The sequence below is a fragment of the Epilithonimonas xixisoli genome, from assembly GCF_004365655.1.
In the GTDB taxonomy this organism is placed as follows: Bacteria; Bacteroidota; Bacteroidia; order Flavobacteriales; family Weeksellaceae; genus Epilithonimonas; species Epilithonimonas xixisoli.
In genome coordinates, this window is the sequence record NZ_SOEO01000001.1 from 186,875 (window position 1) to 201,781 (window position 14,907).

The following is a 14,907-nucleotide window of genomic DNA, read 5'->3' on the forward strand; positions in this document are numbered from 1 at the left end:
GATTTAGTTATTGAAATAGACAGGAAATTTCATTGTGTTTCCATAATTGGTCCAAGTTCCTTCGAATTTCAATTGATTTTTGTCTAATGATTCTTTGATTGAGAGTTCGCCGAAGAAAATCCCGTTATGTTTTCCTGTTCCTTTTTCAGAGAATTTCAAATCATAGATTTTGGATTCGTCTTTCGAATTTTTTGTTTTTTCTGAATTAAAAATAATGGTTCCGCTAAAATCTGCTTTTGTTCCTTCAACATCAGAATATCCATTCACTTTATAGGTTTCAGGAGAATCTTTATCTAAAAAAACAGAATAAAATCCAACGTTCATTTTTGCTTTATCATCAATTTTTCCAATATAGGATTTGGCGTCATTCATAAGTAGCTTAGAAGTTTGCGCATTGGTAATAATGCTCACAAAACTCATCATTAAAAGGAAAAAATATTTTTTCATAACTGTCAATTTAAAACGTTGAATCACTCGCAACCCGACTTGAACGGAGCTCTTTTTTGTTATTGCGATTATTGAAATGTTCTTTTGATGGTAAAATGTTCTTCGCAATGACAAAAAAAGCGGGAGTGGAAGGCGGAATAGTTGCCCAAATTATTAAACTCCAAACTGCGAAAGGTGATGGTCCAGATGTTTTGCCATCATATTGTTCCATTCTGTGGCCGTCAATTTTCCGAAGTTGAAACTTTCTTTGCCTTCAAATGCATCTGCGCCCAATTGTTGCGTTTTCTGGATAAATCCGATGAGGCGCTTTCTCTCTTCTTCGAAGTTTTTGCTGTCGGTAATCACAAACATTGCACCAGTAGGAAGGTTTTGCTTGTAAGGCAATTCATTGGTGACTTTGGATTTGACAAAATTTTTCATCAACCATTTTGTGATGAAGGTTGGTTTTCTGTGTTTTTCCTGTTCGTAGATGAGTTCGTAAGTCACGTTGCAGTGCGCGAGCATTTTGTCCACGGACATCAATCCCCATTTTGGGAAAGAATCTTCTGTAAGTGCGTTGATTCGTTTGATTAAGTGGGAAGTATCGGTTTGGTCAAATATATTTTTCATAATTAAAGTCTGTTTTTTGGTCTAAAAAATTTGAAAACAAATATAAGCACAAAACGAGAAATCGGTGTTAAGTTTTTATAAATGCTGTTACAAAATTGTGAGTTAGGTTCAGATGCTTTAACTTTGCACAAACCTAATCTAATGAGTAAAAAAGAAACGAAATACATCTTCGTGACAGGAGGTGTAACATCGTCACTGGGTAAAGGAATTGTCTCCGCTTCTTTGGGGCTTCTACTGAAATCACGCGGTTTCAAAGTGACTATCCAAAAACTTGACCCTTATATCAACATCGATCCAGGAACGCTAAATCCTTATGAACACGGCGAATGCTACGTGACCGAAGATGGCGCAGAAACAGACCTTGACCTTGGACATTACGAAAGATTCCTAGATTCTCCAACTTCCCAAAACAACAACGTTACAACAGGAAAAATCTACCAAACCGTTATCGAAAAAGAACGTAAAGGCGATTTTCTTGGGAAAACTGTTCAAGTGATTCCGCACATTACCAACGAAATCAAACGCAGAATAAAGATGCTTTCCAAGAAGGATTATGACATCATTATTACAGAAATTGGTGGAACTGTGGGCGATATTGAATCGCTTCCTTATATAGAAAGTGTTCGCCAGTTGCAATGGGAATTGGGCAAAAATAATTCGATGGTGATACATTTGACATTGTTGCCGTATTTATCTTCAAGTGGAGAATTGAAAACCAAGCCTTCTCAGCATTCCGTGCGTCAATTGATGGAAAGTGGAATTCAGGCTGATGTTTTGGTTTGCAGAACTGAACATACCATTCCAAAAGAATTGCGTTCCAAATTGGCTCAGTTTTGTAACGTTGGATTAGAAAACGTTATCGAGTGTATTGATATGGATACGATTTACGAAGTTCCATTATACCTACAAAAACAACATTTTGATGAGGTTGTTCTCAAAGAATTAAATCTTCCTATTGGAAAAGAAATTAATCTAAAAGACTGGAAATCATTCCTTAAAAAATATAAAAATCCAAAACGCAGTGTAGAAATTGCTTTGGTCGGAAAATACGTTTCGCTTCAGGATTCTTATAAATCTATTGCGGAAGCCTTCATCCACGCAGGTTCCGATATGGAAACAGAAGTGAAAGTAAGATGGGTTTACAGTGGCGATATCGAACAAGAAGGTGCAGAAAAATTGTTAAACGGCGTTGATGGAATCTTGATAGCGCCTGGTTTTGGAGACAGAGGAATTGAAGGTAAAATTCAGGCTTCGAAATATGCGAGAGAGAATAAAGTTCCTTTATTAGGAATCTGTTTGGGAATGCAGATTATGACTATAGAATTTGCCAGAAATGTCTTAGAATTGAGCAAAGCCAATAGTGTAGAGTTCGATACTTCTACGCCGGATCCCGTGATTTCTCTAATGGAGGAGCAGAAAAATGTGGTAGAAAAAGGCGGAACAATGCGTCTTGGTGCGTGGAAATGTGTTCTGAAAACAGGCTCAAAATTGGCTGAGGTTTACGGTGCAAAAACCATCTCCGAACGTCATCGCCACAGATATGAGTTCAACAGTGATTACAAAAAAGACTTCGAGGAAAAAGGCTTGATTCCAACAGGTCTGAATCCGGAAACAGATTTGGTAGAAACTTTGGAATTGAAAGATCACCCGTTCTACGTTGGCGTTCAATATCATCCGGAATATAAAAGTACTGTGGCGACACCACATCCATTATTCAAAGCTTTTATCAGCGCAACGGTTAAGAAATAGTAAAAAGTATTAAGTATAATGTACAAAGTATGATTCAGAATATGAAGAAATACATTGTACATTATACTTTTTTTACATAATACAGCAGAAAAAAAGTATTTCTCTGAGCCATTCGTCTTTATAATGGATTCTGAAAAATAAACACTATTTTTGCAGACCAAAATGAATTAGGTTTTGAACTGTCAGTCTGAGGCTCTCGAAGACTTTCAAATTAAAAACCTTAAACTTTAAACTCAATTCTATAATGCAACAGAATAACGGACTAGATAAAAGCCAGCTGATTAGCTTCGGTATTTTTTCTATGATTCTTATCGGTTTTATGTTTTATTTCCAAAACAAAAACGCACAGGAGCAACAAGAACAATTGGCAATAGATGCCAAAAAAACGGAACTTGTCACCAAGGCCAAACCCCTCGCTACAAACTTAAATGCAACTGCAGTTACACCAACTTCTGTTCAGAAAGTGAAACTTCACAATGATGAGCTGGATTTGGAATTTTCCAGCGTTGGCGGACAATTAAGCTCTGTAAAACTGAACAAGTTTCAGGCGTTTGGAGGAAAACCACTTTATTTGTTTAATAACAACAATGCGAGCTACGGTTTCCAGTTCAAAGACAAATCCGGAAAAGTTTTCAATACCAAAGATTTGGTTTTCGCACCACAAGTTGCAGGAAATGTTGTGACTTTGAGTTCTCAAATCGGAACGGCGACGATTCAATTTATTTATACACTTAAAGCAAAATATACGGTAGATTTCCAAGTTAAAACACAAGGTTTGGCAACATTGGTAAACGATGGTAAAGCCAATTTTGTTTGGGATTACAACGTAAGAGGTGCAGAAAAAGGACGTTCTCAGGAGGAGACTCATACAGAGTTTTCTTACGCATTCAACAATTATAAAGATTACGATTACGACGCTCGTACCGATATGGATGAGCCAGATGAAACCCTTAACTGGATTGGCGTGAAGCAACAGTTTTTCTCTGCAGTAATTGAAGCTAAGAATGGATTCACAAAATCAAAAGGTTATCAGGAACCAATCGAGGAAGGTGAGTTTTTGAAGAAATTCAATTTTGACGGTCAAGTTAATTTAGCTGGAAACGAGCTGAATCAAGATTTCACTTGGTATTTTATGCCATTGGATATGGATTTGCTTAAATCGTTTGATAAAAACTTCGACGAGATTTTGCCACTAGGTTGGTCATTCATTGGCTCATTGAACCGCCACGTATTTATGCCGATGTACACCTTGATTTCAGGTTGGGGCATCGCAGCAGGTTGGGCCATTTTCTGGATGACGATTATTATCAAACTAATCTTGTCTCCGGTAATGTTCAAACAGCACAAACTAAGTGCGATGATGAAAGTGATTCGTCCGGAAATCGATGAGGTAAATGCCAAATTCAAGGATGCTGACCCGATGAAAAAACAGCAGGAAACAATGGCGGTTTACAGAAAAGCTGGCGTGAATCAGATGGCAGGATGTTTACCAGCCTTGGTTCAGATTCCGCTCTTCTATGCACTTTTCCGATTCTTCCCGAATATGCTAGACCTCCGAGGCAAGAGCTTCTGGTTCGCACCAGATTTGACGGCTTATGATGATGTGATTAAATTCGGATTTAATATTCCATTGTTGGGAGAGCATTTGAGTATTTTAGCATTAGCTTGTACGATTGTAATCTTGATTTACACTGTGATGACTTCCGGAAACATCCAGCAACCACAACAGGAAGGAATGCCGAATATGAAAGTGTTGATGTACATTTTCCCAATCACATTCCTGTTCTTCTTGAACAGTTCTGCATCAGGATTGTCTTGGTATTATTTCGTGTCCAATGCAATTAACATTGTAATTATTTTGGTCATCAAATATTTCATCCTCGATGAGAAAAAAATCCACGCTCAGATTCAGGAAAACAAACAGAAGGAACCGAAAAAAGAAGGTAAGTTCCAAAAACGAATGAGAGAGATGATGGAGCAAGCGCAAGAGCAACAGAAAGCACAGCAAAACAAAAAGAAATAAATATAAGGCGGTAATTTTTTACCGCTTTTTTTATTTCTCAACCCCTTCAGAGTTTCACATTCTCAATATCATTTATCAGCTATCGATTATCAATTATAATTAGGAGCTTAATCCTGCTGTCCACTATATCTTTTTTGTTTTTCACAACGTTCGTTAAACCAAACAACGTGAGCCACATAAAAACAAAAAAGGATGCCGTTCCCATCAGGGCTAGGGATTTTCTAGAAAGTTCAACATATTCAATTAACTCCTTCAGGGGTTTCAAACTCTGAAGGAGTTTTTAGATAAAAATAAAAATCCCGAAATTTGCAAACAATCTTAAACCTAAAACCTTGAACCTAGAATCCACTTACGAATATCTTCAAACTTTTTTAACACCAGAACGTCTCCAAAAAATCGAACATTTTTCCAAAGAAAGTTCAGATTTCGTTTTGCCAGTGATGGAAGATATTTACCAATTCCGAAATGCTGCGGCGATTGTCAGAAGCGTGGAAGCTTGCGGATTTCACAAAGTCGTGGCGATGGAAAAAGAAAACTTCTTCGAACCCAACTTGAAGGTTACAAAAGGCGCAGACACTTGGGTAGAAGTGGAGAAAATGCCGAGAACAATAGAATCTCTCCAAAATATTAAAAATAGAGGATATAAAATCGTCGCAGTTTCTGCAGAGAACAACGCAAAAATGCTTCCGGATTATAAAGTGGATGAACCATTGGCTTTGGTCTTCGGGACAGAGTGGGAGGGAACTACGGATGAATTGTTGGACTTTGCTGATGAAACTTTGGCAATCCCAATGTTTGGATTCACGAGAAGCTTCAATGTTTCTGTTGCCGCCGCAATCTGTATGTACGAACTCAAACAAAAACTCCTGAAATCCAACATCGACTACAAATTGTCCGAAGAAAAACTACTTCAACTGAAAATCCGCTGGGCAAAGAATTCAATTCCGAGTGGTGATATGATTTTGGAGAAGTATTTGAAGGAGAATTCTTAGGTTTATTTGATGAAAAACTTAATTTTTTTAATTGTTCTATTGTTGACTTTTTCTTGTAAAAAGGAAGAAGAGAAAAAAGATATTGTAAATCAAAAAGATATTATAAATCAAAAAGATGGCGATTGGATAATTTTGAATGATAAAAACAAAATTCCTGAACAAATCAAAGATTTTTTTGTTGCATCAGAAAAAGATGAATTAAAAATTGCCAATCCTGATGAGGAATTTAATATAACAGATGTTGTTTTAAAACCTAATCTACCTTTCAGACAATTGAGATTATTAGAAAAGAAAAATCAAACTTGGCGAATGGTTTAAATCCAAGGTGGGATTGGAAAATCTTATCAATTCTATGAATTTAAAATTCAAGGAGACACAATCTCGGAAATCAAAAAAGCTTATTCTTTTGAAAATATTGAAACAAATGATTCATTAGAATATTATATTAAAAAAGAGAAAGTGAAATTTGAGAAAATCAAAATAAAATATGAGTAGTGAATTTAATTCTTTTTGAATTTAAAATTTTTTTTAAAGCACTCAATCAATTTAAAAAGAATTTTTTTAGACTAATGTTATAAATTTCCATCAATATATTTTCTGATTTCCAAAAGACTTTCGTGGAACTTTTCCAGTCTGTGATTGTCATCTGTTTCAATCAATTTTACGTTTTCAAAAGCCGTATTGAAAAGCCAATTTTGATTCAAAACTTTGTCGTTTTTGGTTGCGATGATTAAAGTGTTTTTAGGATTCTTATACTTTTTAAGTTGAGGTAAGAGTGACTTTGGAAACTCAAAATCTGCAATCCTTTCTTCAATATTCAAAAGTGGACTACTCAATATTAAGATGGATTCTGTGCCCTGATTTAATAATCTTTCTCTCAATTGATAAGCGAAATTTGCGCCAGTAGAATCTCCAATTAATATTAATTTTCCTGCATTTTTCAATCTTATTTCAGCTTCAGCCAAAAGCTTAGAAATATCACTTTCATTATTCCATTCAATAAAATCGTATTCAAATTCGTGTTTGAAGTATTCTTTCAGATTCAGAAATTTTCTAGAATTTTGGTCAGAGCCTAATCCGTGGATGTAGAGAAGTGTGGGTTTCATTGGATAAAATTAAACTTATTAATTTAATCTAATTTCAGATAAGTAATTTACTTTAAATCATTGAATATCAATAAAAAAATATTATCAATAGCGTCGGGCTTCAGCCCGATGTGTAAAATTGTAGATAAGTAAGGCTTTAGCCAAAATTTTGATTAGGTTTAGGCTAAAGCCTAATGTTCTCTTTGCATAAAAATGGGCTAAAGCCCATTCCTATTGATATTACAGAATTTTATTATTCCAAGGTTAGATTATTAGATTTTCAATAATTTCCCATTTATTAAGCTGTTCATCGTTGGCGAAAAACATTCTCATAGGATTATCATTTCGTGCTTGTCCTTTCTTGCCAGGCGTGTTTAACCAAATTTGATATTCTTCTTTTAATGTTTTTGCAACCAATTGACTTGGGACTATATAAACATCTGGCAATTCATTAGCTTTAAGATTGACAAAACAATAAATCAGATTTTCAGATTCTATATTTTCGTCTTTTTTACTTAGAAGCCATCCTTTTCTTCTGGAATCTCGATTAGCTTTTATTTGAATTCCAACAGATTTAAAAGAATTTTCAGAAGAAACCAAAATGTCAATTCCTTTTGTGTTTCTTGATGTCAACATTGCAATAAACCCCTTTTGTGATAATATAGCAGAAACATAATGAGCTCCTGCAATTCCTGTTAAATTGGATGATATTTTCATATTTAAATTTTGTTTAAATGAGAATTTACTTTACCTTTTCTATGAGAAAATCCCCTAAAGAAGCTGTTCCTCCTTTTAAACCAAATTGTCTTTCATAAGCCTCAATAATTATTTTAGAACTTGGAGGATGCGAATGACTTATCTGAACTTTCAAACCTTTGGTGATTTTTCCTATATTTCTTTTTACAGTAATGTTGTAAGTGTGGTTCATAATTATAACTTTTTTTAAAGTTTATTTCCCCAAAACTACCAACAAAATCCACGTCAAACTTTTCCCAATTTTGCCCAAAAATTTCTATTTTTGATAAGATGATAACCAAACTCAAAAAAGAATTCGAGGATTTGTATTTTCGGGAGATTTCAACCGTGAAAGGTCTGGAAAATCTTTCCGGAAAAATTCCCATTGCGAAGAATACATTGCGAAGATTTCTGGGGAAAATGAAATCTGAAAGCAATCTCAGCGTACATTCTCTCAACACGATTTCCAAATTTCTGAATTACAAAAATTTTGAAGACTTCAAAAATCAACAAGAAAAAAATCCAATATCAATTTTGGATTTGGGCACAAAGCAATTTTATGATTTTCTAAAAGAAAGAAAACCTAAAAATGAATTAGAATCTGTTTTCCAAAATATCAATATCCAGAATGCGGAAAGAATCATCAATAATCCCGATTTGCTCCGGTTATTTTTCTTGGAATACAGAGATTCTGCCGATGTTTTGGAATACGTTCTCGGCTGGCATCCGACGTATCACAGGTCTGCGGATTCCGATTATCAGGATGTTTTGCTGAATGTCGCTTCTCATACAAAGATTTCTCATTTCGGAGTTTTTGCTAATAGTTTTGTGATTCTGGGGAAATTCTTTTCCGAAGACAATCCCGATTTCGAAAAACATTTCAAAGATTTGGAAAAGTCTTATCAGAAGATGAAAAAAGAGTTTGGAAATCAGTACATTTTTCCTGTCGCAAGGTTTTCTGTAGCGAAACTTTTTGTCTTACACGCTCAAGATTCTGAGGATTTACGTGATTTTATTAATGAACAAATTCAGCTTCCAATCAACGAAAACTTGGACGAACTGCAAACCATTGTTTTCAAAGTTCATTTTGCAGATGCGCTCAATAAGATTGGAAAATATGAAGATTCGTTTGCATTGATGAATGATTATAATGAGGATGATTTTGATGAAATCTGGACCAAATATTACCACGAAAAATACAAATATCTTTTCATCGTTACCAAAATAATGACTTTGCTTGGACTCGGAAAAACCAAAGAAGCAAAACAATATTTTGATGATTTCAAAATCGATTGGAAAGACAGGCATCTCACGTTTGACATTGCATCTTACATCAAGCTTCAATATTTTACGCTTGGTTATTTCTTGGACAAAATTAATAGCGAAAACTATCTCAAAAACCTGAAAAATGAAATCGAAATCACGGGTTTCAAAAGATGGAACTCAATTTTTGAAAGACTAAAATGCTAGGCTTTCTCATCATTTTTATCGGTCATTTTGCATACGGAATTACCAATGCACTTTGGAAAAATCCCAGAGAAGCAGTCGGCACTTTTCCATTGATTGCAATGCGAAGTTTCGGTTGTATTCTTGTTTTTTCAACAATTTTTCTGATTTCCCAATTCTATGGAATCGTAAAATTTCCTTCAATCAGTTTTCTCAAATTTGCAGAGATTTTCGGACTTTGTATGGTTAATTCTTTAGGCTTGGTTTTCTACGTCACGTCCCTGAAATACGGCAACGCCAACAAAGTCATAGGCTTCGGAAAACTCAATATCGTGATTTGGATTCTTATTAGCGTTTTTATTTTCAAGGAAGATATTTCTACCAAAAAAATCATTCTCGGAATCGTCATTACTTTAGGAATCTATCTCATCGATTCTCAAAAAAGTTTTCAGAAAATCAAACCCTCCAAAGCATTATGGTTTACAATTTTGTCCAGATTATTTTGGTCGACCGCATTTTTGTTCATTCCTTACATCAAAGAATTTGGGATTCTGTTCTTCTGTATTATTTTGGAATTAGCAGTTTTTACAGTCAGTTTCACGATTTCAATATTTCAAAAAAACAAAATTGAAATCCGTAAAATTGAAACCAAAACTTTCAGAGAAATTACATTTTTAATCCTTCTTGGATGTATCGGAACATTGAGTTTGAACTTCGCCATTGCCGAAATCAGTATTTTCTTATTTGCAATTTTAGCATTGATGGAACCTATTGTTGGACTTGTTTTCGCAAGGATTTATTATAAGGAAAGTTTGGAGTTTCGTCAGATTTTGGGAATCAGTTTGTCTTTGTCTTCTTCTTTTATTCTAGCTTTGTAAAAAATCAATAGGAACGGGTTTTAACCCATTTATTTAAAGATAGCTAATAGGCTTTAGCCAAAATTTAAGATAAGTTTCGGCTAAAGCCACAGTAGTTTTATTTGAACATCGGGCTGAAGCCCGACGCAATTTATATGTTTGATTGTCTTTTTTAGTTCACTAAATCACAAACCATTTCCCCAATCTTCGGCGCCAGCGCAACACCCATTCCGGAAAGTCTCACGGCACAAAATTGTCTCTCAGAAATTTGTTTTACAATCGGTGTTTTCTCACTTCCCATCGCCATAATTCCTGACCAACGCATTGCAATTTTGAAATCTTGATTTGGTAAAATCACTTCTTTTAAAAATTGTTCCAAATGATTTTGTAGAAATTCTGTCGTTTCAAAATTGGTTGTTTTTTCGGTTTCGAAATCTTGATTTCTTGCACCTCCAAGCAGAATTTGGTTTCCGAGATTTCTGAAATAATAGAAGCCTTCATCGTAATGAAAAGTACCTTTCAGTTTCAAATTTTCAATCGGTTCTGTTAAAATAATTTGTCCTCTTGCAGGAATTATTTCTTCGGATTCAAGGAATTTTGAACTGAAAGCGTTTGTACAAAATATAACTTTTTCAGATTTGAGAATTAGATTTTTATTAATCTTAATTTCAACTTCATTTTCCAATTCTGAAACAGATTCCACTTCTGTTCCGCAGAGAAATTCCACTTTTAGTTCGTGACATTTTTCTACGAGTTTCATTAATAATTTTCCCGAATGCAAACTTCCTTCACAAAGATTCTCAACCAAAAATTCTGATTTTCCCAACCCAAATTCTTTGATTTTTTCATTAACGATTTTGAAAGTATTTTCAGTTTTTGTAATCGGAAAAAGATGTTGATCCACTTCATCTAACTTTTCTAAAGCAAATTCATCGTTCAAAATTTCATAACCGTCACAAAGGTCAAAATCAATTTCATCATTAGCAAAATAATTCTGAATCTTCTGCAAACCTTCGAATCTCATTTTGACCAAATCCAACGTTTTCTCCCAACCCATTTTCTCGGAATCAGAAATAATCTCCGTCAAACTTCCGAAGCAAGCAAAACCCGCATTTCGAGTTGAAGCGCCCATCGGAATCGGATTTCTTTCAACAATTAAAACTGATTTTTCAGGAAACTTTTCTTTGATAGAAATCGCTGTCCAAAGTCCTGTAAATCCAGAACCGATAATGATAATTTCTCTTTTTCTGTAAAAAGTTTCGAGTTCCCAAATGCTTGGATTCATAGTTTTGGTTTTGAGTTTTAAGATGAAAAAATAAACGCAAAGATTTAATTTGAAAACTGTAAAAATTTAAGCTTGCAAAGGCAGATAAATCTGCACTGATGAAGCTTTTGATTACACGCTTACAGTGATTTTTTCATTTATTTAATAATTCTGCCTTCATCAAATCAATTTATTGGTTATTCTTTGCAGGCTTTAATTACAGAAGATTTGATAAATCTTTGCGTTTAAATTTTGCAAAAGTAAATGTCTGAAAAATGTGATGTACTCAAGTTTTATGTTAAAATTCTCATATTTTAAATCTTAAAATCATCTCTCACTTCATCACTTTTTGCAAAACAAACGGGCGAAGAATTCTCCTGTTCATCAAACTTAGAATGCATTTCCTGATTGAAATCTGCTGATTTACTTCTCGCAATAGAAAGCGTTTGCCAATCCTCATTCTTCATCATTTTGGCGATGTAAATAATTTGACCAATGTGATAAGGATAATGCGCCAACTGACGAAAAACCGCGTCCACAACAGAATGCGCTTCGCCTCGGATATAAATTGTAGAATTGATATTTTCATCCGTGATTTGTTCCAAAGCTTCGAAAAGACAATTCCAACCTTTTTCCCAATATTCCAAAACTTCTTCTTTGGTTTTGAAGTTATTTTCAAATTCTGAATCTCTGTTTCGCCAAGATTTTTCGCCGTCTTCGGTGAGTAAATTGGTCCAGCGTGAAAGCATATTTCCAGCGACGTGTTTGATGATAATTGCAATCGAATTGCTTTCCTCGTTGTATTGCCAAAAGATTTGTTCTTCGGAAATTTGAGCGAGCGTTTTGTCGCCCAAGTCTTTGTAATAGAGGAATCTTTTGATGAATAAATCTTTCATTTTGGAAATGTTTTAACTTATTAAATATAAAAAAATCCTTTCAAATTTTGAAAGGAAATATATTTCTAAAGATTAACGCAGAAAACTAGAACATCTTATCATAATTCCAAGAAGCCACAAAAATTCCCGCAGTTTCCGTTCTCAATCTTTGATTTCCCAATGAAACTGCTTTCACGCCTTTCTCTGCCAGTAGCTGAATTTCCTTATCTGAAAAATCGCCTTCTGGACCAATTAGAAACGTAATTTTTTCATCGCTATTTTGATTCTTGATTTTTGACTCTTGATTCTTCAAATCGTTCAAATTAATTCTTTCCAAATTCTCATTACAATGCGCTACGAAAGTATTTTCAGGATTCAAATCTTTGATAAAATCAGAAAACTTCTGAAGGTCATTGATTTTTGGAAAGTGAGAACGCAAACTTTGTTTTGAGGCGCCAACGGCTTGTTTTCGCAATTTTTCGATGCTGATATTTTTGCGTTCGGTTTGTTCCGTCAGTATAAAACTGATTTCAGAAATTCCCATTTCCACAGCTTTCTCCAAGAAAAATTCGATGCGGTCTATTTTTTTTGTTGGTGCAATGGCGATGTGAAGTTTTGGCGAAAAATCGGGGAGATTCTCTTTGACTTCGGAAACTTTGAGAGAAACTTTTTTTCCTTCAAAAACTAAAGTTCCCGTGGCTAGATTTCCATTTCCATCGGTCAGCGAAATCTCTTCACCTTCGCGCATTCTCAGAACTTTTGTGATGTGCTGTTGCTCATCAGAATCGATGATGATTTCGGGGAAAATCTGTCCAAAGAAAAGTTTCATAGTTTTTTGTTGAATCGTTGAGTTGTGAAATTGTTAAATCGTAAAATTGTGATTTATTTTATTCTTTATTGATGGATTTATTCAGAGCATTAATTTGGTTAGTTATTAATTCTGCTTTTTCTCTCAGTTCAATGTAACTTTCATTTGACAAAAATCCTAAGTCGTTTGATAGGATAAGAAAATTAATAATTTCTATTGTTGACCCAAACGCAATATTCAAAAATCTAGATTTTTCTTTATTGGATTGTCTGGAAAAGCCTTCTGCTATATTTGCTGAGATACTTGTGGAAGCACGTCTCATTTGAATTGTAATTCCAAATTTTTCGTTATCAGGAAAAGAAGAAGTGACAAGATAAATTTCTTTTACCAATTTTCTTGAATTTTGCCAAACTTCTAATTTTTCAAAATAAAATTGATACATACTTTGCTTTGCTCTGTTTAACAATTCAACAAATTTTGCAGTTTAACAAATCAACGATTCGTCGGTTTTACTAATTTAAATATTTTCTTCCCAACAGTTGCCAATAAAACAGCAACCAATCCGAAGACTACACCCAACCCAAATTGTGGCACTTGCTCAGGAATATTAGCAGGAATATTTTCTGAAACCCAATGATGAATAACCTCTATGTAATGATGGAAAATCCCGCCAGAAACCAAAAGCAATGCAACAGTTCCAACAACGCCAAGAACCTTGATGACAATTGGCAAACCTTTAATCAAAACCTGTCCAAGTCCGTTTAAGAAACCTTTGTTTTGAGATTTTTTTTGTAAAAAATATCCGGCATCGTCCATTCTCACAATCAATGCGACAAGGCCATAAACACCGACTGTTGCGATGATTGCAACGAAAGAAACGCTGATGATCTGGGTAATCAAAGGATGTTGTTTTTCCAGTGCAGTTCCTAATGCGATAATGACAATTTCCAAAGAAAGAATAAAATCGGTCTTGATTGCCGAACTGATTTTCGACTTTTCAGAATTTTCATCATCTTCCGGTAAAGTAGCTTCCTGAACCACTTCGTGGCCTTTTTTCTCACGATGAAAAAGGAATTCTACAATCTTTTCCATTCCTTCATAAGCCAAATAGATTCCACCTAGAATCAAAATATAATTGATGGCAGGTTCGTACAGCCATTTAAGCAGAAAGACGAGCGGAAGGATGATAAGCTTGTTGATAAAGGAACCTTTGGTGATTGCCCAAAGAACCGGGATTTCTCGAGATGCCAGAAAACCTGTTGCTTTTTCCGCATTTACTGCCAAATCGTCGCCGAGAATTCCGGCTGTTTTTTTGGTAGCGAGTTTACTGGTCACTGCGATATCGTCCATCAACGCGCCGATATCGTCTAAGATTGCGAAAAATCCTGAAGCCATAACTTATTTTATTTTGATGCAAAAATAAGTTTTAAAGTTCAAAGTTCAATGCTTTAAATTGATGTGCAAAATATTTTTACTTAATGTTTTGGAACGCAATTTCGTTCTCACTGAAGAAGGCAACACCGGTTTTGATGGTTGTGTAAATATCTGTGTCGCATTCTCGCAAAGAGCACATATAGATTTCTTCTACCCAAATGTTGCTGAGGAAAATTAAATTCAAATATTCTTGTTTTCTCAAATTGTTTTTGATGGAAAGATAATCGCCTTCTTTTGGCTCGTAATGAAAACTAAACACGTTTTCAGCGTTGATTTTTTCCAGAATTTCTTCTTTGACATCTTGAAGATAACCTTTCTCAGAACTTATCAAATCAAAATCTTCCGACTCTTCTGTAGTTTCAGATTTACCAGTTATCGTTTCTAAAATCCAATAAAACTTTGAACTTTTCTTAGATTGTTTTCCGAGTTGTTTTTCTTCTAGTAATATTTTCATAGGTTTTATTTGGCTTTCGCTGATGTTTTAATGTTTGTAAACTCCCAAATCAAGTATAAGTTTCTTGGAATTATAGGCCTGGAACTTCGAAAAGGATTCCAAGTATTAGAACAAAGAAAGCTATTATAA

General features: G+C 34.6%; 17 protein-coding genes. 6 read left to right on the top strand and 11 right to left on the bottom strand.

Features of this window, described 5'->3' with window-relative positions; translation table 11 throughout:
• Nucleotides 1-3 precede the first annotated feature (3 nt).
• Both B0I22_RS00860 and B0I22_RS00865 read right to left on the bottom strand, forming a co-directional pair.
• A complete protein-coding gene (locus tag B0I22_RS00860; protein WP_133942722.1) occupies nt 4-447 on the bottom strand; it encodes a hypothetical protein in 444 nt (147 codons plus the stop codon).
• Nucleotides 448-600: 153 nt separating this feature from the next.
• Complete coding sequence (locus tag B0I22_RS00865; RefSeq protein ID WP_133942723.1) at nt 601-1,056, bottom strand: DUF1569 domain-containing protein; 456 nt, start codon at nt 1,054-1,056, stop codon at nt 601-603.
• Nucleotides 1,057-1,197: 141 nt separating this feature from the next.
• Between B0I22_RS00865 and B0I22_RS00870 the strand changes: the two genes are divergently transcribed.
• From B0I22_RS00870 to B0I22_RS00885, 4 genes are all read left to right on the top strand, one after another.
• Complete coding sequence (locus B0I22_RS00870) at nt 1,198-2,805, top strand: CTP synthase (RefSeq protein WP_133942724.1); 1,608 nt, start codon at nt 1,198-1,200, stop codon at nt 2,803-2,805.
• Nucleotides 2,806-3,049: 244 nt separating this feature from the next.
• Nucleotides 3,050-4,828 (top strand): membrane protein insertase YidC, encoded by a 1,779-nt coding sequence (gene yidC / locus B0I22_RS00875; protein ID WP_133942725.1) that lies wholly within the window; start codon nt 3,050-3,052, stop codon nt 4,826-4,828.
• Nucleotides 4,829-5,160: 332 nt separating this feature from the next.
• Nucleotides 5,161-5,820: a TrmH family RNA methyltransferase gene (locus tag B0I22_RS00880; RefSeq protein ID WP_246022121.1), complete on the top strand. Its 660-nt coding sequence runs from the start codon at nt 5,161-5,163 to the stop codon at nt 5,818-5,820.
• 9 nt (nt 5,821-5,829) lie between these two features.
• Nucleotides 5,830-6,138, top strand: coding sequence for a hypothetical protein (locus tag B0I22_RS00885; protein WP_133942727.1), 309 nt, complete (start codon nt 5,830-5,832; stop codon nt 6,136-6,138).
• Between the two features lie 254 nt (nt 6,139-6,392).
• Here the strand turns inward: B0I22_RS00885 and B0I22_RS00890 are convergent, their stop codons facing one another.
• From B0I22_RS00890 to B0I22_RS00900, 3 genes are all read right to left on the bottom strand, one after another.
• Complete coding sequence (locus B0I22_RS00890) at nt 6,393-6,926, bottom strand: YqiA/YcfP family alpha/beta fold hydrolase (protein ID WP_133942728.1); 534 nt, start codon at nt 6,924-6,926, stop codon at nt 6,393-6,395.
• A 243-nt stretch (nt 6,927-7,169) separates the two neighbouring features.
• Nucleotides 7,170-7,622 carry a hypothetical protein gene (locus B0I22_RS00895; RefSeq protein ID WP_133942729.1) on the bottom strand — a complete coding sequence of 151 codons (453 nt, stop codon included), beginning with the start codon at nt 7,620-7,622 and terminating at the stop codon, nt 7,170-7,172.
• Nucleotides 7,623-7,647: 25 nt separating this feature from the next.
• A complete protein-coding gene (locus tag B0I22_RS00900) occupies nt 7,648-7,833 on the bottom strand; it encodes a hypothetical protein (protein WP_133942730.1) in 186 nt (61 codons plus the stop codon).
• A 98-nt stretch (nt 7,834-7,931) separates the two neighbouring features.
• Between B0I22_RS00900 and B0I22_RS00905 the strand changes: the two genes are divergently transcribed.
• A complete protein-coding gene (locus B0I22_RS00905; protein ID WP_133942731.1) occupies nt 7,932-9,110 on the top strand; it encodes a hypothetical protein in 1,179 nt (392 codons plus the stop codon).
• The gene (locus B0I22_RS00910; protein ID WP_133942732.1) at nt 9,104-9,964 is read left to right on the top strand and encodes an EamA family transporter; all 861 of its coding nucleotides are present in this window, start codon (nt 9,104-9,106) and stop codon (nt 9,962-9,964) included. Before B0I22_RS00905 ends, B0I22_RS00910 begins: the two co-directional genes overlap by 7 nt.
• 151 nt (nt 9,965-10,115) lie before the next feature.
• Here the strand turns inward: B0I22_RS00910 and B0I22_RS00915 are convergent, their stop codons facing one another.
• From B0I22_RS00915 to B0I22_RS00940, 6 genes are all read right to left on the bottom strand, one after another.
• On the bottom strand, nt 10,116-11,228 hold the full coding sequence (locus tag B0I22_RS00915; protein WP_133942733.1) for an NAD(P)/FAD-dependent oxidoreductase: 1,113 nt from the start codon (nt 11,226-11,228) through the stop codon (nt 10,116-10,118).
• Nucleotides 11,229-11,521: 293 nt separating this feature from the next.
• On the bottom strand, nt 11,522-12,103 hold the full coding sequence (locus B0I22_RS00920) for a DUF1572 family protein (RefSeq protein ID WP_133942734.1): 582 nt from the start codon (nt 12,101-12,103) through the stop codon (nt 11,522-11,524).
• A gap of 85 nt (nt 12,104-12,188) precedes the next feature.
• A complete protein-coding gene (locus B0I22_RS00925) occupies nt 12,189-12,911 on the bottom strand; it encodes an RsmE family RNA methyltransferase (protein ID WP_133942735.1) in 723 nt (240 codons plus the stop codon).
• Nucleotides 12,912-12,969: 58 nt separating this feature from the next.
• Nucleotides 12,970-13,332, bottom strand: coding sequence for a four helix bundle protein (locus tag B0I22_RS00930; RefSeq protein ID WP_133943931.1), 363 nt, complete (start codon nt 13,330-13,332; stop codon nt 12,970-12,972).
• A 50-nt stretch (nt 13,333-13,382) separates the two neighbouring features.
• Complete coding sequence (locus B0I22_RS00935) at nt 13,383-14,285, bottom strand: DUF808 domain-containing protein (protein WP_133942736.1); 903 nt, start codon at nt 14,283-14,285, stop codon at nt 13,383-13,385.
• Nucleotides 14,286-14,361: 76 nt separating this feature from the next.
• On the bottom strand, nt 14,362-14,778 hold the full coding sequence (locus B0I22_RS00940; RefSeq protein ID WP_133942737.1) for a hypothetical protein: 417 nt from the start codon (nt 14,776-14,778) through the stop codon (nt 14,362-14,364).
• Nucleotides 14,779-14,907: the final 129 nt, after the last annotated feature.